The organism is Verrucomicrobiota bacterium (assembly GCA_019247695.1).
Lineage (GTDB): Bacteria > Verrucomicrobiota > Verrucomicrobiia > Chthoniobacterales > JAFAMB01 > JAFBAP01.
Genome location: JAFBAP010000062.1, coordinates 1 through 25,335 on the forward strand (window position 1 = coordinate 1; position 25,335 = coordinate 25,335).

At 59.2% G+C, this 25,335-nt stretch carries 18 protein-coding genes; 6 read left to right on the forward strand and 12 right to left on the reverse strand.

Annotated elements, in window-relative coordinates:
• Both JO015_06315 and JO015_06320 read left to right on the forward strand, forming a co-directional pair.
• Positions 1 to 1,191: glycosyltransferase (locus JO015_06315; protein ID MBV9998713.1), on the forward strand; the 1,191-nt coding region annotated here is incomplete at its 5' end.
• Positions 1,192 to 1,218: 27 nt separating this feature from the next.
• Positions 1,219 to 2,451: an acyltransferase gene (locus JO015_06320; GenBank protein ID MBV9998714.1), complete on the forward strand. Its 1,233-nt coding sequence runs from the start codon at positions 1,219 to 1,221 to the stop codon at positions 2,449 to 2,451.
• Between the two features lie 149 nt (positions 2,452 to 2,600).
• On the opposite strand, the gene JO015_06325 is transcribed toward JO015_06320, so the two are convergent.
• The 10 genes from JO015_06325 to JO015_06370 form a co-directional block, all read right to left on the reverse strand.
• Positions 2,601 to 3,500 carry a glycosyltransferase family 2 protein gene (locus JO015_06325; GenBank protein ID MBV9998715.1) on the reverse strand — a complete coding sequence of 300 codons (900 nt, stop codon included), beginning with the start codon at positions 3,498 to 3,500 and terminating at the stop codon, positions 2,601 to 2,603.
• Positions 3,501 to 3,517: 17 nt separating this feature from the next.
• The gene (locus JO015_06330) at positions 3,518 to 4,243 is read right to left on the reverse strand and encodes an FkbM family methyltransferase (GenBank protein MBV9998716.1); all 726 of its coding nucleotides are present in this window, start codon (positions 4,241 to 4,243) and stop codon (positions 3,518 to 3,520) included.
• Positions 4,243 to 5,421, reverse strand: a complete 1,179-nt coding sequence (locus tag JO015_06335; GenBank protein ID MBV9998717.1) for a glycosyltransferase family 4 protein — start codon at positions 5,419 to 5,421, stop codon at positions 4,243 to 4,245. Before JO015_06335 ends, JO015_06330 begins: the two co-directional genes overlap by 1 nt.
• A gap of 150 nt (positions 5,422 to 5,571) precedes the next feature.
• Positions 5,572 to 6,507: a hypothetical protein gene (locus JO015_06340; protein ID MBV9998718.1), complete on the reverse strand. Its 936-nt coding sequence runs from the start codon at positions 6,505 to 6,507 to the stop codon at positions 5,572 to 5,574.
• A 155-nt stretch (positions 6,508 to 6,662) separates the two neighbouring features.
• A complete protein-coding gene (locus tag JO015_06345) occupies positions 6,663 to 8,807 on the reverse strand; it encodes a polysaccharide biosynthesis tyrosine autokinase (protein ID MBV9998719.1) in 2,145 nt (714 codons plus the stop codon).
• 57 nt (positions 8,808 to 8,864) lie between these two features.
• Positions 8,865 to 9,422, reverse strand: coding sequence for a polysaccharide export protein (locus tag JO015_06350; protein ID MBV9998720.1), 558 nt, complete (start codon positions 9,420 to 9,422; stop codon positions 8,865 to 8,867).
• 625 nt (positions 9,423 to 10,047) lie between these two features.
• Complete coding sequence (locus tag JO015_06355; GenBank protein MBV9998721.1) at positions 10,048 to 10,599, reverse strand: Uma2 family endonuclease; 552 nt, start codon at positions 10,597 to 10,599, stop codon at positions 10,048 to 10,050.
• Between the two features lie 442 nt (positions 10,600 to 11,041).
• The gene (locus JO015_06360) at positions 11,042 to 11,779 is read right to left on the reverse strand and encodes a class I SAM-dependent methyltransferase (protein MBV9998722.1); all 738 of its coding nucleotides are present in this window, start codon (positions 11,777 to 11,779) and stop codon (positions 11,042 to 11,044) included.
• 757 nt (positions 11,780 to 12,536) lie between these two features.
• Positions 12,537 to 13,655, reverse strand: coding sequence for an outer membrane beta-barrel protein (locus JO015_06365; protein MBV9998723.1), 1,119 nt, complete (start codon positions 13,653 to 13,655; stop codon positions 12,537 to 12,539).
• Between the two features lie 724 nt (positions 13,656 to 14,379).
• On the reverse strand, positions 14,380 to 14,922 hold the full coding sequence (locus JO015_06370; GenBank protein MBV9998724.1) for a hypothetical protein: 543 nt from the start codon (positions 14,920 to 14,922) through the stop codon (positions 14,380 to 14,382).
• 467 nt (positions 14,923 to 15,389) lie between these two features.
• Here JO015_06370 and JO015_06375 point away from each other — a divergent pair, with 467 nt between their 5' ends.
• From JO015_06375 to JO015_06390, 4 genes are all read left to right on the forward strand, one after another.
• Entirely contained in the window at positions 15,390 to 16,754 is a 1,365-nt protein-coding gene (locus JO015_06375; GenBank protein MBV9998725.1) for an O-antigen ligase family protein, read from the forward strand.
• Positions 16,755 to 16,842: 88 nt separating this feature from the next.
• Positions 16,843 to 18,048, forward strand: coding sequence for a glycosyltransferase family 4 protein (locus JO015_06380; protein MBV9998726.1), 1,206 nt, complete (start codon positions 16,843 to 16,845; stop codon positions 18,046 to 18,048).
• Complete coding sequence (locus JO015_06385; GenBank protein ID MBV9998727.1) at positions 18,041 to 19,294, forward strand: glycosyltransferase family 4 protein; 1,254 nt, start codon at positions 18,041 to 18,043, stop codon at positions 19,292 to 19,294. Before JO015_06380 ends, JO015_06385 begins: the two co-directional genes overlap by 8 nt.
• A gap of 171 nt (positions 19,295 to 19,465) precedes the next feature.
• Entirely contained in the window at positions 19,466 to 20,722 is a 1,257-nt protein-coding gene (locus JO015_06390; protein ID MBV9998728.1) for an acyltransferase, read from the forward strand.
• 1,581 nt (positions 20,723 to 22,303) lie between these two features.
• Here the strand turns inward: JO015_06390 and JO015_06395 are convergent.
• Both JO015_06395 and JO015_06400 read right to left on the reverse strand, forming a co-directional pair.
• On the reverse strand, positions 22,304 to 23,575 hold the full coding sequence (locus JO015_06395) for an acyltransferase (protein MBV9998729.1): 1,272 nt from the start codon (positions 23,573 to 23,575) through the stop codon (positions 22,304 to 22,306).
• A 140-nt stretch (positions 23,576 to 23,715) separates the two neighbouring features.
• Complete coding sequence (locus tag JO015_06400) at positions 23,716 to 25,284, reverse strand: hypothetical protein (GenBank protein MBV9998730.1); 1,569 nt, start codon at positions 25,282 to 25,284, stop codon at positions 23,716 to 23,718.
• Positions 25,285 to 25,335 lie beyond the last annotated feature (51 nt).

The following is a 25,335-nucleotide window of genomic DNA, read 5'->3' on the forward strand; positions in this document are numbered from 1 at the left end:
CGCCAACGGCTCCAACGGGCCCGGCTCCAAAAGCTCGGCGACTGGCTGCCCTTAAGCGACCCGCTCGACGGCTGGCGCAAGGCCGCCTACGCCGCCGCATTAGAACAAATCGAGCGCCGCCGCCCCGACCTGCTGCTGGTCTTCATCTACCCCTATGCCAGCGGCGACGTCGGCCTCCAACTCCGGCAAGCCACCCGCATCCCCACAGTGTTCAATTTTGACGACAGCCCCTCGTGCGACGACATGCACCCCGTCTACCCCAGCCGGTGGCACTTCCAACGGATGCTGGCCTGGGAAGACCGCATCGTGGAAGCCGCCGCGGCCGTCATCTACGTCTCACGCCGCAACCTCGAAAAGGTGCGCGAGCGCCAAACTCCCCAAAACCAGGGCAAGCTGCACTTGGTGCGATGCGGCGTGACCGACCGGCTGCCGCCCCCGGCGGCCCGGGCCCGGCGGCCTGAAGCCCCCTGGACCATCCTTTACGCCGGCAACATGTCGGGTTGGGTCGAGTTTTTCGACCCGCCGGGCCGCACCCCGGCCTATAAAAGGGTTTTGGCGGCCTGGAACCGTCTGGGCCAGCACACCCGCATGCGCCACGACTTCAAAGGCTCCACGCCCTACTACCTGGTGCAGGCCCTCCGCCGCCTGGGCCGGCGCGTCCCGGCCTTCAAGGACCGTTTCCGCTTCGAACTCATCGGCAACACCTACCCGGCACGCATGATCGAGCGGGCGTTGCGTCACGCCAACCTGGCCGACGTGGTCAGCGTCCGCGGCGCGTTGCCCCACCATGAAGCCCTAAGCCAACTGCAAGCGGCCGACGTGCTGTTCATGTGTCTGCCGGGCCGGCCCGACGGCAGCCCGGGGGGTCGCATCTCGGCCAAGACTTACGAGTACCTGGCCACCGACCGGCCGATCCTGGCCGCGCTGCCCGCCGGCGAAAACCGCGAGTACCTCGAAGGCCAGCCCGGCGTCTGGATCACCGAACCCCACGACGTCGAAGCCATGACCCACGCCCTCCAGGACATCGCTGGCGCAAGCCAGGCCGCAGGTGGCCGGGCCTGCTTCAGCCGCCGCGACCTTCTCAGGACCGTAGGTTATGCGGAGTTGACCAGGAAGTTTGAGGACGTCTTACATTCAGTATTAGGCGTAACCGCATGTAGCCAAAGCACGAGGCCCGGCAGCATCCATTAAGCTGTCCCGAATCCAATGATTAGACCTGTGAGCTTTACCGACTGGTTCCGGACACCGAATCCACCGTGCACACTTTCAAAACCACGGAATCTGGCGTTACTCGATTACCTGCGTTGTCTGGCAATACTTCTGGTGGTTTTCCGACACCTGGTCGGAATAAATTTCCATTGGCAGTTACCCTGGGTTTACGATGTGCGCGACTTCAGTGCATACGGCCTCGGCTCGATACTGGTCCATCTTTTCTACATTGGGTGGGCCGGCGTCCCACTCTTTTTCGTTGTAAGCGGCTTCTGCATCCATTGGTCCTGCCTGCGTCTTGAACGATTCGGCATGACTCGCTTTTTCTGGCAACGATTCTGGCGCATTTATCCCGCCTATATTACCGCCTTGATTCTCTTCACCTGGGTGGAATTGAAAGGCAATTTCAATCTGGCCGCAGGCCGGCAGTTTTTCTCACACGTTTTCCTGATTCAGAATCTCTCTACGACTACTTTCTGGGGCATTAATGGTCCGTTTTGGAGCGTCGCCGTAGAGGTACAACTTTACCTGCTTTACCCCGTTCTACTTGCAATCAGACGGCGTTCAGGATGGCGCGGTTGTTTCCTCATTGCCGGTTCCTTGAGTCTCCTGTGGAGAGTATTTGCAGTCACGAGATGGGGATGGCCGGATCATAGTGTTAACCCGGCGATGACATCGCCCTTGATGACCTGGGCCGATTGGATGGTAGGCGCATGGATCGCTGAATGCTACGGAGCTAACCGCCGTGCGTTCCCGCCGAGCAGGATACTCCTGCCGATTGTCTTTATCGGCTTTCTTGCTAGTACGATCTATCGGCCGTTAACTGTTTTTAGCTTTTCTCTCGCCGGGTTGAGCTCGGCAATATGGCTGGACCAAATGCTTCATCGTAAAGCGTCGGCCGCATTTAACTCCACACCGTCGGCCTTTGTGAAAAGAAACGCCATCAGGGTTGGGCTGATCAGCTACTCCGTTTATCTCTGGCACGAACCGATTCTGATTCATTGGCATGCATTCATTACCCAGCACGCCATCGGAAAGTTAACCGGAACGAGCTTCACGTTGCTGGCTGTGGTAATACCAATTGTGTTTGCTATCATCGTCGCGTACCTGTCCTATCGCTTGATTGAAAGGCCCGGGATACAACTCGGGCGCTGGCTCTTGGAGCGCTTTACGGCGTTACCTCGACCGGATTCGAGAATTCTCGAACTCGCCCCGTCACGGCCCGAAGCTGGGATTCACTAACTGGCAGCGTTGCCGGGCGGTCACTTCTGCAGGAACATGCGGACGGAGAGCGGGCCATGGCCGTTGCGGGGGGGACGTAATGCAGCGAGACGGCGCATTGGCAATTGGCCTTCTTGCTCGAATCCCCGCGGCCTTCTAATCCTTCTAATTTACGTAAACCGGGCCCACGCTCCCGAAAGGAATAGCGCGCGGTAATGGAGATAGAGTTGGGCCGTCTTCCACCATGCCACCATGCCAAACCTGTCCTTGCAGGCCTCGGTGCCCTTGAGCAGCAAGTGCACCTGATTAGCCAGGGCGCGTAGCGTAAAGTATCCCCAGCACTCGAGGATCGCGCGCCATGATGGAAAATAAACTCCGTAAGTCAGCGCGGCGGCCAGAAACGCCGTTTGGACCTGGACCAACGGCAGGTCATAACTGCGAACCGGCCCACTGTGATGGATGATGTAGGTGGTTGGAAGGTGGCGGATTCGATAACCACGCGCTTTGAGCCGGGCGCCAAATTCCAGGTATACGCTGCCGAAGACAAACCGCTCCAGCATGCGGTTTTCCGCAAAAACCCGGCGGGGATAAACGGTGGCCCCGTCCGAAATTGCCATCGAGGCATCCGGATTCCTGGGCGGCAACGAAAATCCCCGGGGTTGAACCTCCGGTGCCACCGGGACAGGCTCTTTCACCTGAGCCCAGCCGTAATATTCCCCGATCACCCACACCGCTTCCGGGTCGGCCGCTATAGCGTCGCGCACGCGCCGCCAATGGCCGGTTGGAAATTCGTGATCGTCATCAACCGTCCGCACGTGCGTTCCCCGGCACTGGCTGGCGGCATGATTCCGGTTCGCATACAAACCCCGGCGCGGGCCCCGCACGTAACGGCATCCGAACGTCTCAGCGACTTCCCGAGTCGACGGCGCGAACGCCTCGTCTGAGTCGTCGGATACGACTACCTCCTCGGGCGGTTCGGCCGCCGCACTGAGGCTCCGCAAGCAGCGTTCCAACTGCTCCGGGCGATTGCGCGTGACCAACGCCACGCTCAGAATCATTTCTGAAGCCATAGATCTCCGGAAGGTAATCAAACCCGGCCGAGGCCAGGGATGCGCCAGGTAACCGCTCCCCTCCAAGCCCGGTCCAATCGCCGCCCGAACCCCTCACGCAATCGCCAGACTTGCGCCTGCCACTCCCAACCGGGCCCCAGCCCCAAACGCCCGGGATGCATAAAAAGCACGTCGCTGAAGTCGGTAAAGGAACCTTTGAAGGCCCGAAAACCAAGACCCTCCAAACGACGGACGATGTTCCGGATATCCTGTACGGTGCCGATTCCGATGCTTTCATGAAACTCCACTGCAATCTGATCGACACAAGCCAGGACCGAAGCGTCTGTGTTCGCCAACAGCGCCAACTCGGCGCCCTCGATATCGATCTTGAGTAAATCGACGTGCGTGACGCCGGTCCGATCCAAAAAGCCGGCCAAGGTCAGTGCCTCACATTCAATCGCCGAACTTACGGCCGACGTGGTCGGACTGAACAGGGAAGAGCACTCGTCGTTATCGGCCAGGTTAAAACGGAGGCGCCCCGACACTGGCGCGATAGCCACGTTGAAGACCGTCAGGCCCGCTCGCCGGGCAAGCCCCTCGCATAATTGGGGGTTGGGTTCTGCACAGTAAACCTTACATCCGGCGGCTGTCAAAACGGCCGTAGCAAACGCGCCTCGGTTGCTGCCGAGATCGACTACTACCGATTTCGCATCCAGCCGGCTTCGCAGCACCGAGTGTCCGTAAAACCTGGCAAACTGTATCATCAGCGGATCCTTCCCCTGCGCCCCACCGGCGGTTCTTGAGTTAGAAGCGGTTCCAAAGAGTTTAAGAAACAGGCCGCACTGCGCCGCCAGGTATAACTACCGGCTGCGTCCAGGCTCGCGGCGCACAACGACACGTAGTCATCCGCCGGCAGGTTGAGGAAATTCAGCAATGCAGCGGCCGTCGCGTCAACGTCACCGACAGGAACCAGAAGCGCCGGATTGACTTCACGCACTAGGGTGCGAACCCCCGGAGCATCCCAGGCCACGACCGGCAGACCCGCAGCCATCATTTCCAGCACGCCTAACGGAAAGCCTTCGACATAACTTGGAAACACGGCCACTTTGGCCTCGGCCAGAAGCGCCGGGAGCTGTTCCGGCGAATAGAACGGGCGCACGACGACCGCAGCGCGGTCGCAAGGATCAAACGCGGATTTCACCCGGCCTTCGCTGACGCCGGTTCCCAGGAGGTGAAATGATACCTTCGGATTCGTCCTGCGCACCCTGCGGACAAGCGATGGAAACTCCGCCTGGCCTTTGCGCAGCCCCCACGTGCCCACAAATGTCACCACGTTGGATGCGGCGCGAATCACTGGCACGCTCGTGGCACGAAGGGCCGCCGAGAAGCCCTCGGACAGGCCGTTGGGAACGATGACGGCTTTGTCGCCGAAACCGAACTCGTCAGTGAGCACCGCCTGTTCCTCGCTATTCAGTACGTGAATCAGATCTGCGGTTGAAAACGTTCGTAAAGCGGCGCCCCAGCGGCCTCCCGAAGCCAAACGGCCCGCCTTGCGGAGAAAGTTCCCGCCCCAGGTGCCGCGCTGTCCGGTCTGCCGCATGAGGCGCCGCTCAGCCGACCGGTGCCAGCGCTCGTAGAAGAGCGGCAGCCCATTGCTCTTGGCCACCATGATCCCGTCAAAGCCGTACGCCGCCCGTGGGAACGGGCCCAGATTACTCTCCAACTGAACGACGTCGAAGTTGCGCCCCTGCCTCCTCAAGAAATCCAGCAGGCGCCACTGAAAGAGGGAAACGTCAAAATAGCGGTTCCATTTGCCCAGTCCTCGCGGGAACGCCTGTTCCCAAGCGTAATGCGAACACCGGTGCCCGAGCCGCTGGAGCTGACGGGTTAATTCTATGCTCACCCGCGGCACACCCATCCGCTCCGTCCAGGGTGAGTTCACGGCAAACAAAATTCGTAAAGGCCGTTGTACACCGTCCCCGAGCTCGCCATCTACCTGGTCGGTTGCCGTGAGCGATGCCTTCGCGGGTCGCTGATGGTATTGTCCGCCCTCAATTACTGCCTTCAAACGCACCTCCCGGTTCCATGGTTTCTACTGCGTCTGCCGCTCCGCCAAGTCCACCAACTCAGCCGGACAATGGGCGGCGTTGGACGGGTACCGCGCCGCCAGCCAGAACTTATGGCGGACCGTGCTTACGTAATGCCGGCACACCGGCCCGGCCCGTCCCGCAAAACTATCCTTAAACAACCATTGATCCTTCAACGACAGCACGTACCGGTTCCGACAAAGGGCCTTGCCCCGGCTGGAACGCATCGCCAGGTGCACGGCCGTCTGCTCGGCGAAAAAGGCAGGCGGCATGCCTCGTTCCGCCAACCGGGCCAGCGCCTCTGACCAATCCAACGGCCGAGGTATGTAGAGCACGCCCGTGTTAACGAGCGGAACACGTTCGCTCAGGTCAAGTTGGCGAGCGTCGCCGCTGAAGACAATGTCCTGCATAAACGCCGGTTGCCCACCCAACCGCGCCAGGTCCTTTCCCAACGATGACGCACCCTGGAAATAAAGGACATCTGGATCGGTGAAGAACCAGCGATCCGAAGGAGGCAGGTTCAGCAGGAACACCAATTTCTTCACATAAGCCTCAGGGATAAAAGGGTTGGGCTTCAGGTACCCCTGGAGCAATTCCGGGACCCTTCCCCGCACCTGGTCGGCAAAATCCTCTACGCAGACCCGCGGCGAGAGGGCTCGCAAAGCTTTCGCGTCCTCCCGCGTAAGCGAGCCGTCCGAGACAATCAAAACCCGCTCCGGGGTACCGGCGCGGGCAAGAAAACTGGAAAGACAAACCAGCATTTCCGGAACGTTCGAACGCCCCAGGATCGACGTTACCGAACATTCCAGGCGTCGATCCGAGGGGTAAAGGGGCCGGAAGGCATGCTCCTTCATCCTGGCCTCGAAGCGCGACCGGCGGATGCAGGCCAACCAACGGGCGGCTTGATAACTCCACCGGACCGTGAAAGGATTAACATTCATTCACCCACCAAACTTATATTCCGATGGCAGGTAACCTTCATTACCTGCCCAATTCCCGGATCAGCCAGCTGACACCCGTTTTAATCGACCGTGCAGCATGCGCTTGTCGCAAAACCGATTGCCGCCCCAAGCGCAACCACCTTCCAGCCGGCTGCTTAGCGGCCGTTGTCTGCATAGTACCGGTCGCCGTAGTAGTAATAGTAATAGCTCGCGCCGACTTTGAAGTTAACCCGGTTCAGGAAAAAGCCGGCCAACTTTCCGCCCGCCGAATGGATCAGGTGCGCGCATCGGGCGATCGCTTTCTTCGGTGTTTTCGCCGGGCGCACGACCAGGCAGACGTAGTGAGCTGCCCGGATAATGGTAAGGGTATCGCTCACGGCGGTGAGCGGGGGACTGTCGATGACCACACGGTCAAATCGTTCCGACAATGTTTTGATCAATTCGCTAAACGCTTTTCCGGACAAGAGTTCCGCCGGGTTCGGCGCCTTGCGTCCCGCGAAGAGCAGGAAAAGGTTGGGAACCCGGCTCTGTACCAGCACCTCGTCCAGCGGAACGTTGCCGGCAAGCAGGTCGCTCAAACCCGGGGTCTCACGATTCGCGATGTCTTTGAATGCCTTGTGCAACGTAGGCATGCGCAAGTCGGCCTCCACCACCACCGTTTTAAGGTTCTCAACCGCGAACGCCGCCGCCGTGTTAAGCGAGGTGAACGTCTTGCCTTCAGAAGGCACGGCGCTGGTAAACAGGAAGATTTTACGCGTCTCCTCGGGCCCGAGGAGCGACACCGACGCGCGAATGGTCCGGAACGCTTCCGCCTGGCGCGACCTGGGTTCATCCACCACCGTCAAAGGCAATGCGATATTACTTTTGCGTTTCTCTTCGGGGATCACGGCCAGCGCCGGCATGCCCAGAAATTCTTCTGCCTGGTCCACCGAACGAAGGGTGTCGTCCATTGAGTCCAATGCGACGATGATGACGACCGAAACAAGCAGAGAGAACACGAGTGCGATCAGAAGGGTTTTGACCTTTTCCGGTTTCACCGGTACCCAGGAAACCGTGGGCGCTTCCACCAGCCGGAATGGGCTTTTATCCATCCCGCTGCTGATGTTGGTTTCACCGATGCGCGTCACCAGCGAGTCGTAAAGCGCGCGCTCCGAGGCCAGGTTACGCTGCAGGACGTTGTAGGGAATGGCGATCTTGCTCAGGTTAAGCGCCTCGTTCTCCTGATCGTGCAAAGCCGCCGTCAACTGGGTTTCGGTTGCCTTGGCCTCGGAAAACCGGGTCGTGAGAATGTTGCCGACGTCCTGCAGGGTGCGGCGTAACGAGTCCTGTAAACCCTGAATTGTGGTAATGGCCTGGATGTACCTCGGGTGGTTGCGACCATAACGCTTTTGCAGCGCGTTGAACTCCGCCTGGACCGTTACAATCTGCGCCCTGAGCTGGGATACCTGCGGGAGGGCCGCTACGCTGGAAATATGGAGGATCCCGTCGGTGTCATCGGGGCGAACCCGGCGCAACTGCTCCAGATCGGTGTCCAAACGGATCCGCGCATCCTTGGCAGCCGTGACCTTACCATTGAGGTCTCTTAGCTTGTCGGCCACGATGTTCTGATTCTGGTCGAGCGACACGGCTTTGTGCTCCTCGCGGTACGTCTGCAGTTCGTGCTCGATGCTCTCGACCTTTGCCTTTTGCTGGTCTGCCTGCTCCTGCAGGAAGCGCGTGGCAACGTTGGCGACCGTCATCTGCTGCTCGAAGTTCTGGCGCAAAAACTGGTGGAAAACGGCGTCGGCAATGCGCTGGGCCCGCTCCGGCTCTTCGTCCTCCACGGAGATATCCATCAGCCGGGTCCCGCGCCGCAAGGCGGCTTTTACCCGCTTGGATGCCGCACCGGCAATGGCGGAGTCGCTGTACGGCTTCCCGTCAGGCCGGGGTGGAAACAGCCTCGGGTCCCGGTCCAACCCAACCTCTCTGGCCACCCGCAGCATAAGCGTTTGGTTGGTCATCGATTGGACGATGGTGTTGAGGTAATCGTCGCTGTTCAGGTGCTGCGGCTGGAGGTCTTCCACCTTGCTCAAGATCCGTTGTTCCTCCTGCTCAATCTGGATGACGACGCGCGAGCCGTATTCTTTCGGCTGCCGTGATACCCACGCGAATGCCCCCGCCACGCTCAACGTGATCACCACCCCGATAAACGGCAGGTTGGCTACAACCAAGTGGTAGTAACGTTTTACGTCGAAGTCCTTGCCCCCACCCTTCACGAAATCCTGCATCAGGTGCCGTTGCACCGGCATCGGTTCACTCATATGACCTCCCTAACTGTCGAAATTTATTTTTCCTGCTGACCGCTATGCCAGGAAAGGTTAGAAAATCGATTCCCCGACCGTGATGACGTCTCCCGGGTGAATCTTGAAATCCGGGCCGTTAGCGCTGCTGGCGCCATCGCGTCCATCCAAGCGGATCCGTTGTTCCTGGCCACCTTCGTTCCGGCGCACGGTGACCGCCGCCCGATTGGCGATACGAGTATAGCCTCCGGCCATACCGACCGCTCCCAACAGGGAAACGGACTCGTTACCCACTATGTCGTAGGTCCCCGGCTTTTGAACCTGACCCAGCACCGTGAAGGTCCGTTTACCATAGGAACGGACCCCCAGGTTCACCTGCGGATTGACAAAGTATTCCTGCCGGATGTAGGCGTCTCGCAACGTTTCGCTCGCCTGGGCTACGGTCAGCCCACCAATCCGGACCGATCTAAGAAATGGAAAATTTGCCGTGCCATCTCCCGCAACGCGGATATCGGCTACCGTGTCAGGTTCGCCGAAGATCCCGAAATACAGGATATCATTGGGCGCCAGACGATAATTTTCCGTCTGCTGACCCCAACCGGGGCACGCCGCCGCGACAAGTCCAACTGTTACCAATGCAAAAACCGCCCGCCGGGCGGTCCTGACCCGATCAGGGACACCTGAAAAGGCCCCTGCCAACGATAACCAATTCCTTCGAACATTCATGAAGTATTCCGTGCCTCTCGGCTCTGTGTCCTTGAGGGGTGTTCAACGGCGGAATTCCTCTCACCTTTAGGAGAAACGTCACACGACGACCGCAGCGGGGGATGGCGGGCACAACGTAAGAGTTCACACGGTCACACGGCGGGCACAGCGTAAAAGACTCACACGGCGCCACGGCGGAACACGGCGACCACGGCGGAAAGACAGAATCAGCCGCAGAACACGCAGAGAACGCAGAAAGGAGAAAACGTCCACAGATTACACAGATTGACACAGATTAGGGGGCACACGACGGATATAGCGCCTCTCTTACCCGGCACTCGACACTCGACACCCGGCACCTTCATTTTCATCCGCAGACAACGCAGAAAAGAGAAAACGTCCACAGATTACGCAAAGTACACAGGCAAGGCGATGGAGGGTCCTACGCCGTTGATCGTGCATGGCCCGGAGACGCAACCGCGGTGTGAATTACGGCTGGTTCATGAATGAGTCTTAGGCCGTCAGGATGGGTGAATCCTCGCGGGTGGCGAATGTTTCAGCGCAGAAACGTGGTCGGAATGTGCCGGGGAAAGGCGGGGCAGATGGCCGAATGTTCCAGCAAGCCTTCCCGGCTGTAAAAGGTCATTGTGCCATCCAGGTCAGATACCCAGACTTCCTGGACGCCCGCGCCGAAGTACGCGTCTGTTTTCTTCTGGATGTCGCGCTTGCTGTTGCGCTTCGATCGCACCTCGACGCAAATATCCGGCGCGAACTCCGGAAGGCTAACGTCCGCGGTTTCCAAGGTCCGAGCGTTCTCCGCCCGGTACCACACCGCGTCGGCAACCTTGACCCCCTCCGGGGTGGAGACGGCCCCCTCGGTAAATGAACCACCTTCGGGCAGCTGTCGCTCCAATAACTGGTTGATGTGGTGCTGGCGGATGCGATGCGGCGTTCTCGGTGGGGGACTCATGATCAGATTGCCGTCGCGGTCGGTCTCGATCTTCTCGAGCACGTCGTTGAGGCTTGGATCGTCAATGAGCCTTTCCCATACCTGGCGGTTCACGGCGTGCTGCTCGGGAAAGGTCCGACGGAGAGTGGGTACGCTCATGCTGCACTGTGCCTTAAACCAGCATGATACGTGATCCCAACGCCGTACACAAGCACGCCAAAGTATGACGACGCAGTCGAGGTATCGCTCCGGGACGCTCCGCTATCGACCCTCAATTTCCGTAATCTGTAAATGTTTTCTGCGTTGTCTGCGTGTTCTGCGGATACGCCTTCTGAGGACCCCACCTATGGCACCGTGTGACGGGATCCCTTCTCATAGCACGGAAACAATTATTTGGGTAGAACCCTGCCCGGCAGCCGGTCGTGCGCCCTCCCGCAGCGTGACTCCTGAGGTCATTGAGCCGATTCCCGACGCTGACGGCCCCCGTTTTCGGCGGCCGCATCGCTATGGTCCTGGATCGATCAACGCTGATTTCCGGCTGACCTCGATCCGAGAGCAGCCGTGCGGTGACCGGTAGCTGGTGAGGGTAGGGCGTCGCCCTTCAGCCTTTCCTGATTACCATGTCAACCGAACAGGGCAGGACCTTCTGAAGGAACGGGAGGCAACGCAATCCCAGGTAATATATCGTTTCGGCAGGGCCGCGATTGATAAGCGACGGGGCAAAATGCGTTTCGACCGTCAACCCCAAATCCTTGGCAATTGATTCAATCTCGCGAAATCGGATTACGTCTTCGGGTACCTCAGGACGTCTTCGATTCACCCGCAGGCAAGCGAGCCGATAAATGTAGGCGCGGCAGGCTGGTTCATGCAAATAGAGCGCAGTTCCATCAGGTCGCAGAACACGTTTGATCTCCCGCAACACGCTCCGATGCCTGATGAAGTGATGCGCTGCGCAATAGACGAAAATCACGTCGAAAGAATTATCAGGAAATGGGGTGCTATAGCTGCGGCACGCCAGCCCTTCTTCAATCTTGACCTGGTATACGTGCTCCCATTTTGGGAGTGATGCAACGGCAGCCGGGCTGATGTCGGTCGTGACCACACGAGCAGCCGGATAGAAGCGCTTGACGATGCACGAAGCCCACCCTTGCCCCCCGCCCAGTTCCAGGATGCTGCCTGCTCCTGAGAAAATGGGCCCAAAGGCCTGGAGCTTCTCGACAAACACCCGTGCCTCGGCACACTTGGTGAGAATGTTTACTATTGACTGGCTCTCCGGACTTTCGATGTCAGAGGCCTTCCAGAAATCTATCTCAATGGCTTCTTTCTCAGCAATATTCACGTGGACTCCTTTCAGGATGGGACTTCTGCGCGGTACCAGAGACGCATGCCACCTGGGCATCTGAAGTTGGCGTACGGGCATTACGGTCCCCGGTCCTGTGACCGCGTTCCGCTTAGCCGGTAACCGGCCATACGGTTAACATTTTCTCTAAGGGAGTGAGGCTACAGAACAGAAGATTTCCTTATAATAGATACAATAATGTTTATATGTTCTGGTGAATACAACCTTTTTCTTTGGTTTGTGATTATCGAATTTTGGTCAGCGCCCGACCGAGCGGGGCGGAGATGAAATGCATGATCTCAAAAGGAACGCCTGCATTCTTACGCGTCCTCCAGAACGTTGATCACGCTCCGCGATAAGGCGCGCGCGAATGACCCGGCTCGGACCTGGAAGGTTTCGGCTGTTGCAATCGCTGGCCGTCGTCGTCCACTGCGGTTTTCCTCTGCGCCTGGGCACCAGGGCGGTATCAATATGGTGCGGAGCATCTCCGGTGCCGACGCCCCCAGGCGGCATTCCACCAGCATAACTGTCTAAATGGTGCCAGCACCAACGACTCATACCATTTCGACGGCCATGGAGGTAACAATTTTGTCTTCCTTCCGAGGTGCTCTGTCAGCGTTACACCTATTAGACCGTATAAATGGCCTCAGGCCCAACGGGCCGGGAGACCTTAGCCCAGGGTTCCACCAAGATAACTAAATCGTATCAGTCTGTGTAATCTGTGTAATCTGTGGATGTTTTCTTTCTTTTCTGTGAATTAGAAAGAAATACCTAGCCGGAAGGTCACCCGATTATCCGTGAAACTGACCAAATGCTGGTTGGATCCGTCCCTTCTGAACTCGTAGGAGAGCGTTGCAGACAACCACTTGTTGAGGTTGTACGACAGCGTCGGCGTCACATGGAAATAATTGTCCTCGCGCCTGGACCCGAACGTCGATCCTGAAGTTTCTGATTGGTAAGAATCGTTTTCATAGCCGACCGCGACCCCGGTGGTCAACCGGTGAAACCAGAGTTGGCTAAGGGACACCGCCACGCCGGTGGCAACGTAATTGGTGCTGGCGTAGAGCGGCGAGGCGTTCACGTTGCGAAAACCGGTGACGCTTACGGCAGTGTCCACGAAGGGCCGCCAGGTGGCGCCGAGAGAGAATACCGGCGTGATGCTCGTTCCATCCCCACGGTAGTTCCGAGCCTCGCCGCCGGCGCTCAGCTGCAGAGAGAATTTTTCGGTCCACTCGTAGTTTACCCGCAGGTTCAACTGTCCGTAAATCGACAATGGGCTGGCTTCCTGGTCTACCGCACCAACAACGCCCTCGCCTCCCAGCTTGATCTTCGGGGTGATCTGATAATCAGCGCCGCCCCGGAGGATGTACTCATAAGAACTAAGATAGCTGGGATAAAGATTTGTACTCTGCTCGAACGCGAGAAACGCCTGGGTTTTCTCGCTGATGTCATCCAATAGCCGGACGGCGTTACCGATAAAATAGTGGTCGGCGAAGGTCCCCACACTACGATCGGCACCCGTCAGGTATTGGAACTGCGTATCGGTTTGTAACGTCAGCTTGGAAAAGCGGAACTGCGTCCGGAGGGCGCCAAACTGGTTAACGGAATCCTCCCCGGAGAAGCGGGAGAAGAAAAACGCGTCCGCACGGTACTGCGCCAAGAGGTAGTTCTCGCGCAGGTTGCGGTAATCCCCCATTTCAAAGGCCAGCCCTCCGGAGAGGGTAAAGATCTCGTCGGACTGCTTGTGGTCGTGGGAGATAAAAATGTTGTCGTCGTAGGTGACGCCGAGGCCAAAGCTAGGGTGCAGCCGCCAGAGCTTGTTTCCGGCGTCTCGGCCCGTGCCGGTGCTCGCCCCTCCCGGGAGCGCTAAGCTCAATGCGGACGGGGCCGCTTCGGTTGAGGGGGGAGGCGGAGCGACGGGGGTGCCGGACACAGTCGCGGGCGTCTCGTCCTGGGCGTCCGGAGGTATGGGAGCTGCGGCCCCCATAGCCGATGTTTCCGTCTCGGGTGCCGCTGCAGGGTTCTCTACGGCCAGGGCCGGCATCACCTCACCCGTGCCCGGTGCCCCTGCCGGATCTGCAGGCGTTGCGGCTGCATCAGCAGAGACCGCTGCCGGATCCGCGGGAGATATTACCGGCCTGGCCGGCACAGACGCGCCATCGTCAGGCGATAGCGGTACCGGAGCGTCTTGTGCGGAAATCGAAGGCTGGCCGGGCAGAGAGGCGGCCGGATCCGTAGGAACAGCCATCACCGACCCGTCTCCGGCAGGTTCGGCCGGAGCCCGGCCTACATCCGTCGCCTCTGGTGAGACCGACGTTGGCAGCGGCAGAATAGCGGTTTCGTATCCGAAAGCCGGCGGGCGAAGCACCTGTAAGGTGACTACGAGTAGCGTACATCTGAAGAATTTCGCAGTCTTCATCATAAAAGTTCCCTTCCGTGCGAAGCTGAATGGAGGGCGCTGCGCCCTCGCAGCGTCCAAGGAAAAAAAAGTGCTCCTGGTGAGGTAAATGTGTCCTGCGGTGAACTCCTGGGGCCTGATGTCCCCGGGATGAATTGCAGGTACCCGGCGGGGAACAGTCACGTCCGGGAAAAATCAACAACTACGGCAGAGCGCCTTGCTCCCTCGGTTCCATTGAGGCCCGGTACCCCATCTCTGAACCAAGCGCGGTCTCGGGTCCAAAAAACGCAAGACCCACTACGACCGACTCGGCGGTTTCCCAGATACGGGTAGCCTGCTCCGGGACCTGGGCCGTCGCCGTCCGGACCACAAGCGTTGCCCAACTCGGGCGGGCCAGGATGGCCGTCCGGACGAGGGCCGGGATTTCTTTCGCCGGCGTGATCGTTACCAGTGCCGCGATCACCGCCGCCCCTTTGGCGTCGTCACGGCGGCTCAGGCCGTTAAAAAGAAAGCGCATCAGCGCCGCAGCATCGACCCGATGGAGGCGCACCGCGCGGTCCACGGCCTGCCCCAAGGTCTCGGCCGAGCAGGTTTCGATGCCCTCGGGGACCAATGCCGCCAGCAGGCGAGCCTGCGCCAAACCGGCCGGGGATGCCCCGCAGAGCCAGCTCAAGAATCGTCCGATCCGCATCCTGTTCCTGCGCAAACCAGCGCTATCCCGGTAATCCATTTGCCTTTGGTCCATCTCGTTCACTTACAACCCATGTTTCTCTTCCTGCAGGCGAATCAGCTACAGGGCCCTCAGGCCCCCGCCTGTTATCCGTCGCCACTCAGTGGCGAGGACCAACGCAGGTGAACTAGCGTCACAGATCGCCGGAACGGGCGCATTCTTTAGAGTGTTTATATAGATTGAAAATGGTTTTTCCCGGCGAGAGTGTTATTAATCGCAATTCTGTTTAAGGAAATCCCGCCGGCTGCCGAATAAGAGGGCTATGGAGATGACACGGAGGTTTTGCCGGGATTCGCTGCGTTCATTCCCAAACACTGGGCCCTTTCCTCCCAGTGCGCTCGCCGACAGCTTCCTTAAGAATCGTTTTCCGGTTCCTACCCTGCCTGTTGAAAGAGAAGGGTACAAAAACCCACGCGCCGAGCCGTGGTTTCCCCCGCGCACTAAATGCGTCATGGACGATCAACCAGAACCCACGCCTAACCATGAGCATTGAATGGGCCGTTGCCGCCCTCCTCATCCTGCCCGCGCTCTGCCTCTCAGCCCAGAACTCACCCGCCTTGGTGGATTACGCGATTCTGGTCTACGCATTTAACCGCGAGATCCGGCGCGTTGTTGACTGGTATCAGGGAGCTTTCAACCCGTTCTCACCGATCAGCCTGACACCACTGCTTATCATTGCGCTTTTGCTCGCTCCCTTCCTGAGCCGGCTTCGACGATTGCACGCCATCCCTAAACAGGCGTTTTTCCTCCTCTTTGTTGCCATCGGTTACGGCACTTTCGTCGGACTCGCCCGCAATGGGTTCGCCGCGATTTACGCCACGGCGGAGTACCTCTCGCCGGTAGCGCTCATGGGTTACGCCGCTGTAAGCCAGGCCGATGAACGGACCTCGGATCGCTGGCTCAAGACGGCTGGGTGGGCAACGCTCGCAGCTTGCGCCTACGGGTGGTACCAATACCTGACGATTCCTCCCTGGGACGCCTTTTGGGTGCAGTCGGTCGGCTTCGTCGGCTACCTGGGCAAACTCGCCCCGACCGAGATGTGCGTCTTTTCTACTTTCGGTGAACGCGGAATATGCGCGGCGTTCCTGGCGCTCAGCGCCATCCCGATGCTGGTCTCTCGCCGGTGGCGGCTCCTGCTCGGCTGGCCGGAAGGACTTTTCATCCTTTCGGTAATCCTCCTCACGCTGGTCCGCACGGGTATTATTCTGGTGGGCTTGGGCGTCATACTCTACCCCATGCTGAACCGCGGCAAGGGAGCCGCTCGACTGGCGTTGGCTCTGGCCAGCCTGGGCGCCGCCGCCGCGTTCGGCTTTGACCACTTGCCGGGTGCGGAGCGCATCAACGATCGCTTTTCAACGTTGCAAAATATGCGGGAAGACGCCTCCTACCAAGGTCGTCTGGGCATTGCCCAATACGGAGCACAAATGGCCCTCTCAAATCCGGTCGGATTCGGCATCGGTTTCGCAGGGCTTGGCGGTCGCCTCAACGGGAAGTCAGGCGATGCAACGGGAGCCATCGCTGTCGACAACGGCTACATTGAAGTGTTGTCTTCTTTGGGTGTCCCCGGGATGTTCTGTCTTACCGTCGCCCTCGTCATGCTCTGGCGCTACCTGACTATGTGCACACGCTACGGGCTGCGGGACGACTATTTTGCCTTGGCCCGTGGCTTTTTCGTCGTGTTTCTAATCGGCATGATGGTCACCAACTTTTTCAATGGGCTGACCGTCATGTGGATTGCCCTTGGCCGCGCGCTCTCCCCGATGATGCTGCACAAACTGCAGATGGCACCGGAATACGACTCGCCGGAGCTTCTGGCGGAAGGACTACATCCCCAACGCATCCCGTAATACAGGTTCGAATCCGGACCGCCTCCCCTTCCCGGGACGTTACCATACCCCAGGGGCTCTTTAGGCCGCTAAACCCTGAAAGATTGTTATGCAACGTCTGCAAATCGCGTATGCAATGATCAACACCAATCGGCGCGATGGCAGCGCCCGCGCGCTCTGCGAGGTGGCGGAGCGCCTGTCGCAAAGGCATGAGGTGCACCTCTTTGCCCGGACCGTGGCGGATTTGGATTTGAGCCATATCCGCTGGCACCGGATGCCCGGGCCGGGTTGGCCCGCGGTCGCTGACTTTCTAAGTTACCACCTTCTGGCTGACTTTAAAATCAGGGCCGGCGACTTCGACATCATCCACTCCATCGGCAATAACGCGATGGCGTCGAATGTCATAACGATCCAGAATATCCAACCGGCCAAACGCCCGTTCCTAACTGTCGCAGGAACCCAGGCCAGCCTCGCGCGCCGGCTGACCCGCTGGCTTTTTCTTAACGTTACCTCGGCGGTGGAAGGTAGAGTTTATTCAAATCGGGCCAGGCACAACCGGCCGATCCCTTTGTTCCTGCCCGTATCGCAGGGCGTGGACCGCGAACTCAGGACCCATTACGCCATCGGTTCTGCGCCGGTGCGCATCATCCCCAATGCGGCCGACACGGATGTCTTCAAACCGCTTGCCCCGGAAGAAAAGGCGCGGTGGCGACACGCCAACGGCCTCCGCGAGAAGGATACCGTGCTGGCTTTTGCGGGCGGGGAGTGGGCCCGCAAAGGCCTCGAGTTCGCCATCGAAGCGCTGGCCCGGATCCCGCGACCCGAAGTGAAGCTGCTCGTTCTCGGGCAGGATGCTGAGGCCTCGCGTTTTAACGAACTGGCCCGCCGTTTGGGTGTAGGGGATCGAATCGTCTTTGGGGGCTTCCGGCGCGACGTCGCCGAGGGGCTCGGCGCGAGCGACGTGTTCCTTTTTCCGAGCCGGTACGAAGCCTTCAGCCTCGCCACGATCGAAGCCGCCGCTTGCGGGCTGCCTATCGTTGCTACGCGAATCAACGGGGCCGAGGACTTCATCACCGCGGGTCACAATGGGTTCTTCATTGAACACAACCCGGAACAAATCGCCCGGACCCTTCTACCCCTGCTGACCTCGCCCGAATTGCGCCAGGAAATGGGCCGGGCCGCCCGCCGGCGCGTCGAGGAGCATTACACCTGGGACCGCGTGGCGGACCTCACTGAAACCGCCTATTTTGAATATTTGGGGCTGACGACCGGCAAAGGGGCGGAACAGTTAGAAACGCTGGCTTTTCATGGCTAACCACTTCACCCCGGCATTCCGGCGCCTCATCGAGATCGGTATGCGCGGCGACGCGAGCTTCGGAGGCGCGGATCGCTACTTCTGGGGACTGCATAACGCAATCCGGCGCCGGGAGACGGATTTTACCGCAACGGCGTATCATTTTGAGGAAATCGAACGCATGCCGGATGAGAATAACGGCCGCGTGCCGTTGGGATCGACCCGCCTCCCTTTGCACTCCAGGCTGAAGATATTGCGTGACGGCGTTCTCCGGGAACTCAGAACCGGGAGTTGCGGCAACCGGACGCCATCCGCTCGAGGCCAACCTCTTCACCCCGGCACCGTCATCGCCTCCCATTTTGCCCTGCACGCGCTGCCCCTTTTACCGGAATTGAGCCGGGCTGCTCACGTGGTGCATTTTCATGGTCCTTGGGCGCAGGAGTCCAACGTTGAAGGTCAACCTTGGATACATGTAACCGCCAAGAAAGCCATTGAGAACCTCGTGTACGGCAGTGCCCGGGCGTTCGTTACCCTTTCAGAGGCATTCCGCAAACTCCTTATCGACGCCTACAAGGTGCCCCCTCATAAGGTTCACGTTATTCCGGGCGGGGTGGACGTCGAGCGCTTTCGCCCGGGGAATCGATGCGCCGCGCGCGCCGCGCTGGGCTGGCCGCAAGATCGGCCGCTTCTGGTCTGCGTCCGGCGGCTCAACTCCCGGATGGGGCTGGAGAGCCTGATCCGGGGTTTCTCCCGGATCGCGCCCCGGTATCCTCAGGCGCAGCTGATCATCGGCGGCAAAGGCCCGCTCCGGCTCCGGCTGGACGCGTTGATTGGCTCGCTCGGTCTGCAGGAGCAGGTCCGCCTGGCCGGGTACATTCCCGAATCACAGCTACCGGCGGTATACCAGGCCGCTTCCGCGACCATCGTGCCCAGCGAACGCCTGGAGGGTTTCGGATTAACCACCGTCGAGTCGCTGGCCTGCGGAACGCCGGTGCTGGTTACACCGGTTGGCGGCCTCCCGGAAATCATCCGGCCTCTCGCTCGGCCATGCGTGTTCGCCGGTACCGGTGAGGAGCCGATTGCCCATGGGCTGGACGCCTTTCTGGCAGGAAAATACCCCGTCCCGGATACAAAAACCTGCCGGCGCTACGCCGTCGAACGTTTCGATTGGGACCGCATCGCCGGCCAGGTCCTCGATGTATACCGGAACGCGGCGTACGTAAGCCGCGACCCGGCAAGCAACAGCCGGTTATCCCGGCTCCCGTAAATGTAGAAATCTCCAGAAGCACTCAAAAAGCTAATCCAATCACTGCCAACGCCGATAATACCGGGTGCCATGGAATGGTCTCAATCTTCGACTCCCCCATCAAGCTCCGGGACAGCTCCTGGTGGGCTTCCCTCCGCCATCGACCTCACCTCGACTGCTTGACCCTCCGACATGCCGACCAAAACCTCCGCCGACATCATCGCCCCGATAGCTCAATCCATGCCGTTCAAATCGAGGAACATCCAGATCGACGCTTTGCGAGGGATCGCAATCCTAAGCGTCATCCTCCTGCATTACTCTGTCTGGTTGCCTCTCGGCTTCCTTGGACTTCCCACTGAGGTTGTCTCCCCTTTTATTCACAACGGGTACTACGGCGTCATCATCTTTTTCGTCATTTCAGGCTACCTGATCACCTCAAGGGTACTTGAGAATGGGATCCAGAATTTTTCGGCCCGCCGCTTCTACCTGATGCGATTCGGGCGCATCTTCCCCTGTCTCCTGTTGATGGTGTGCGTGGTGAGCGCCCTGACCCTGCTGAAGCCCGAGTCAATCGGCTTTGACCCCCACAAGCATCGCCTGCCCAACTTGTTAGCGTATGCATTTACCTTTCGAGCAAACCGTTACGTTCTGGAAAACGGAAGCGCCGGTCTGGCCTGGGACATTCTCTGGTCGCTGTCAGTCGAAGAGGTCTTTTACCTCGTACTCCCGTTCGTGGTTAAAATTTTCCGCGACCAGCGGCTCTGCAGCGTCCTGCTGATTACCGTGGCCGTGATCGGGCCGATCCATCGGTGCACCACGCGCAGCCCGTACGATTACGCCGGTTGCTTTGACCTGATCGCGATCGGCTGCCTGACCGCAATGCTTGCGCACACGTTCGGCCCGCTGAAAAGCCATGCGGCTCGATCCAATCTGTGCTGGTTAGGTGCAGGCCTGATCCTGTGGTCCTACGCATTTCGCAATGTCGTTGATAACCGCGTGCTCGGTCCGTCGCTGGTGGGGATCGGAAGCTCGCTTTTTATTCTCGGAAGCGTCCCGTCAGACAAACACCACAACCTTCTCCAGCAGGTTCTCGCGAAGCTCGGTTCACTCAGCTATGAGCTTTACCTGTTCCACATGCCCCTTCTTTACCTGACGCTGCATTGCGCACGGCAGTTGTCAATGTACCCCACGAGTTCGCAGGCGGGCACCTGGCTGTTCCTGCTATGGTCAGGCCTGCTCGCCGGCCTGGCCCAATTGATTTCGCGGTTTTACTCTGAACCGCTTAACCGCTTAATCCGAAGAATGTTAATTGCCCGGCTTGGCGCCGCAGAATCCCGGTCCGATGCCATCGCCGGTGCCGGTGGGTTCCCCATGGCTTCTGCCACTGAAGGCCATTCAACGGCCAATACTGCAGATCTCGTCGCCGGTACCGCCCATCTCGTGCCATGAAGTCGATTATCAGCACGGTATACGGTCGGGTCAGCACCTTCCGATTCTTGGAATTGCCGGCTTTAAGATAGGTTGGACGGCTGTCCTACAGCCCTTTACATCTGCCAAACCTTGTTTCTCCAGTCTCAACGTGTCCCTGATCCCCGGTGGCTGGCCGTCGTGCAGCATTTTCCGGCGAACATATTCTTGATTGTCTTGTGCTCCGTCGTCACGCACTACTTAGTGGAACGGCCGATGATACAGCTCGGCCGCAGGCTCTCCCGTGCAGCGCCTGTTTCTCACGCGAATCCTGCCTCTCTGGTGCCTGAGCCGGCGATGATGCCCTGAGCGCGTCCTCGATGGGCGTGAGATGGACTCACCCGCACCATGAGCAATCGGGTAACGGGCACGCTTCAAGGCGAGCGCTGAGTCCGCGACAAACGGGAAGGCCGCCGCTGGTTCTGGAAGCGAGCAATTTGGGCACAGGAGGGAGCCGCCGGGGTAGTGACGTCAACATGCGTGTCATACCATTTCGATGGCCCTGGAGGTAAAATTTTGCCTTCCTTCCCAGATGCCCTGCCAGCGTTACACCTGTTAAACCGTAAAAACGGTCTTAGGCTCAACGGGCCGGCAGACCTTAGCCCAGGGTAAACCCCAGTGCCATTTAGTCAGGGGCGAGGGGGGATGCTTTCGTCCCGGAGGGACGGCTGATGTTAGACAGGGACTTCAGTCCCTGTGAGGCGCATCTAAGAAGGATCGCGTCCCGTCGGCACGCCTGAAACGCTGCACCGGAGGATTCCGACTCCCAAGGGGCCGGCCAAACCCGGCGCGACCATCAGCACCAAAAAGCCGAACGTCCCCCAACCTTCGACGTCCGCCTGGTTTGGCGCACGCCTTCAGGCGTCCCGACGGGACGCAATCCCTGGGGGGAACGCCCTCACAGGAACTGAAGTCCCTGCCTAACATCAGCCGTCCCTGCGGGACGAAAGCATTCCCTCCTCGCCTTTAACTAAATGGCAGTGGGGGTTTACCCTGGGAAGACGTTTCCCCCGCGCCCAGCCCTGAAGGGGCGGTAGCAAGCGTTGCCGGCGGGTTCTGCCGCCCCTTCAGCAAATCCAACGCGGCGGGGCGGGTGTTTGTTCGGGAGGGCGTACAGGCGTGACCCCTTAGGAGGGCTCATCGTCATTTTACGGCTACCCAGGGTAAACCCTGAGCTAAGTTCTCCCGGCCCGTTGGGCCTAAGGCCGATTCAACCAAGTACGGAGCATCCTCCGGCGCCGACACCCCCTGAGCCGGCATTCTACCGAGATAACCGTCTGAATGGTATCAGGGGTTCACGCGTCAACACGGGAGATCGCTCCCCATGCGTGGGCAAGTGTCCACGCAACCGCTGATCCCGTGAGGACCCGGGCAGGGTGAGGGTGGAAATCGCAGAGGCCCATCAAGGTACCGGTGAAGCGAGTACCGATCGCGGAGCGAAGCGGCCTTGGCTCAATGGTGCTAAGTTAGGCCCGCTTTATGGCGGTGGCGGTGCTGAGTCAGCGCCGGACCATGACCTAATGACCCCCTCCCGGTCATCCGACAACCCGGAGAGTCTTCCGGTCAATTTGCGTCGGCGACATCAACCGGTTGCACCGGCCGGGACGCTGAGCCGTGCGTGGCTCCCGGACACGACTCATCGAGCGACAGACGGTCCTGGCGGCTCGTCCATGCCGCCAAAACAGACTTCCCGACCGAGATACTCGGGGTCTCGACAAAGCGATAGATCAGACCGCTAACCGGGAAAATAATGATCCAACTGGTAGCCCCGGCTACAAAGTACAGCAGGGGCCGGCTCTCAAGATGGGGAAAAGCCGCCAGGTAGGCGTTCAACACAGATTTTAGGATCGGATGATGTATCAGGTAGATGCTGTAGCTCCAGAGACCCGCCGTTTGAATATGCCGGCTTAGAACATTCTTTTTTTCCGGATCGATCCGCCCGGGGTGGAGCATGCGCCAGAGCAGATTGGCTGCAAAAAGGGCGAAAAAGGTAAATGAAAGGGCATGCGCCGGGAGGTCCGCGGTCGCCATACCCAAGATCAGCCACAGACTAGTCGGGATCCGCCGGACCAGCGTTAAAGCTCGACCGTCCAGGTAAGCTTGAGCAAGCCCTGCCCCGATCGACCAGCTGAACCAGTAGAACAGAGGGGACATGCAGAGGGGAATCGGAAGCGCACCGAAGCGGGCCTGATGGAAAATCGTGATCACCTGGCACGTCAGCTCGATCAAACCGGTGAGCAGCAGGGCTTTCCTCCACCCCCAACGCCTCGTTACGAGCAGAAGGGCAGGAAAAATGGCGTAGAGCTGCACTTCCACGGCGATGCTCCAAAAGTTTCCGTTTATTCCCCAGATACACCAGGAGATGTAGTTATGGACGAGTAAGAGGTGGGTGACAAGCTGCGCCCATTGATTGAGCTTGGTGAAAGCCAGCCTGGTGGCAGGAAACACGAGAGCGAATAGGAGCAGGGCAAACAGATACGGTGGATAGATCCGGAAGAACCGTCGTATGTAGAAACTCGTAAATGGGTTAACGGTGGTCTTCTTGAAGCTAAGGTGGATGCAGAATCCACTGATGACAAAAAATACCGGCACGCCGATCCAACCGAGGGTGAATGGGTATAGGACAAGCCCGGTAAGCAAGGACTTGAGATAAACCGGAAAGGAAACGCATAGCTCAGCCGGCACCACCCACGGATGCTTGAAGGATCGGCCGGTGAGCAAAAAGTACTCCCAAACGATGTGTCCGAGAAAGACTGAGATGACGGCGAGGCCGCGAAGATCGTCAAGGAAAAGAAAGTGAATTCCGGATTTCGCAGAGGATGACGAACGGTTCATAGTGAGTGCACGGCGTGGGTCGATCCAAATAGAATGGCTGGACGATGGCTGGTGCCGATGACTTTCAGGGTGCCTTGCACGAACCTCTCCAGGGTTGCCCGCCGCTGAACCGGCTTGTGCGAACGCGATCCCCCTTTTTCTCAGGTACCAACCGTCGCGGTCTTCACCTGGGCCGTCTTCGGCGGCCGGGTCCCTTGGACGGCGTCGCCGGATCGATCCGGTCGCCTGAAAATGCCGGCAAGCGCAGCACCATTTATCGACAGGAGCATGAGCGTGATCGCCCAAGCGACGATTCTACCGCCGGCCGAATGTTCCCCGAGCCGCACCAGCCAAAAATCGGGAAATCGGTTGGCTCCGGAACGAGCCGGGTCCTCGGCGGCCTCACGTGACTTCTGGGAAACAGGCAACGGTTTACCATGGATGCCAAGCCAAAGGCCATGCCAAACCGCAATTTGTTGGCTGGGAAAACCTACATCTTGGTTCCATGCGGTTTCCGACTCGACGGTTGCCAGATGCCAGTTCACGAGTACCGGCGGGACGGTTAAAGCCGCAGACGCGATGACGAGCGCAGCAAAGGCCGGGCGAAACCTGGAACGCCAGAGGGCGACGGCGACGGGAGCGACTGCAACGCCGAAAATGGGCAAGACCGGCAGCAGATAGCGGGGTCCCCAGCCGAAGGCGCCCCAATTCTGCATCCTGGCGATCAGGAGCGAGTACAAAAGCGCCCCCGGTAAAAACGTCAGCACCAAACCGCGCGTCGGTCTAGGAACATGCTTCCAATAGAACGGCAGCAGAAAGATCAGGAGCAAGACCGGTGAATAAAGGAAAAGGCCGCGGTTCGGAGCGAAAAAGAGGCCAAAGAGGCCGTGAAAAACATTTCCGTTTAATGCGTTGTTGCCGTTGAGATAAACCGGTGCCGTCGTACCTGGGCGCAACGGGTTGCCCATCCGCAGCCAGTTGTAGGCAAAGGTCGGAACGAGCACCGTGAATCCGGTTAGGGCGGACATGAGGTAGTCGGAAAATCGGACCTTTCGTCGCTGCAAGAACAGGTACACCGCAAACGCGAGGCCGGCGAATATTCCCAGTGAGTAGCGGAAGGTGCAGGCCAGTGCGAAGGCGGCTGCGGCGAGGATCACGTAGAGCCGAGGACGCGGCACGAGCGGGATCTTGCCGCAAAGGTAGAGCAAGGCGCACATGCAGACGCACCCGCCCATAACGTCCCACGCCGTCTTGCTGTAAGGCCAGTACATCGTCGTCATTACAAATCCCGCGGACAACAGGAAGGCTGTGCGCGTTGAAAACGTCAGCGCGAAAAGCTGATACACCAGCAGCGCGCCGATGGCGCTGAAAATCGCATAGGTAAACGCGACGCCGATCCGGGTGAGCACAGGGGGAGATGCAATCTTGTCAGCCGCAGTGCCCTTCGACAGACAGGATCCCAGAAGAGCGGCGGGCAGCATCAATACCGTATTGCCGAGGTCGTGGGGCTCGTAATAGCGATGATCCGGGCCTTGGATCCATGCCGGTATTTCTTCCGGCGAGCTCAGGGTGCCCTTATTTACGATTAACAATGCGACTCTCAACTGCTCAGTTGCGTCGCCGCTGGACATCCGGCCGGATGCGAACAGCAATAAGAAGCTGACAACAAAAGCGGTGACTGCCAGGGCCGGACGGCTCGTGAGGGCAGGTTTGTAAAAGCGTTGATGCATTTCTGGATCGAATATTTCTGGGTCGTTCTCGTAACGATGGCAAAATGCCCG

Coding starts and splice junctions, on each gene's coding strand:
- JO015_06380 (MBV9998726.1), top strand. CDS start 16,843: ATGCAACGTCTGCAAATCGCGTATGCAATGATCAACACCAATCGGCGC.
- JO015_06330 (MBV9998716.1), bottom strand. CDS start 4,243: ATGATACAGTTTGCCAGGTTTTACGGACACTCGGTGCTGCGAAGCCGG.
- JO015_06390 (MBV9998728.1), top strand. CDS start 19,466: ATGCCGACCAAAACCTCCGCCGACATCATCGCCCCGATAGCTCAATCC.
- JO015_06400 (MBV9998730.1), bottom strand. CDS start 25,284: ATGCATCAACGCTTTTACAAACCTGCCCTCACGAGCCGTCCGGCCCTG.
- JO015_06375 (MBV9998725.1), top strand. CDS start 15,390: ATGAGCATTGAATGGGCCGTTGCCGCCCTCCTCATCCTGCCCGCGCTC.
- JO015_06355 (MBV9998721.1), bottom strand. CDS start 10,599: ATGAGCGTACCCACTCTCCGTCGGACCTTTCCCGAGCAGCACGCCGTG.
- JO015_06385 (MBV9998727.1), top strand. CDS start 18,041: ATGGCTAACCACTTCACCCCGGCATTCCGGCGCCTCATCGAGATCGGT.
- JO015_06395 (MBV9998729.1), bottom strand. CDS start 23,575: ATGAACCGTTCGTCATCCTCTGCGAAATCCGGAATTCACTTTCTTTTC.
- JO015_06370 (MBV9998724.1), bottom strand. CDS start 14,922: ATGGACCAAAGGCAAATGGATTACCGGGATAGCGCTGGTTTGCGCAGG.
- JO015_06325 (MBV9998715.1), bottom strand. CDS start 3,500: ATGGCTTCAGAAATGATTCTGAGCGTGGCGTTGGTCACGCGCAATCGC.
- JO015_06345 (MBV9998719.1), bottom strand. CDS start 8,807: ATGAGTGAACCGATGCCGGTGCAACGGCACCTGATGCAGGATTTCGTG.
- JO015_06340 (MBV9998718.1), bottom strand. CDS start 6,507: ATGAATGTTAATCCTTTCACGGTCCGGTGGAGTTATCAAGCCGCCCGT.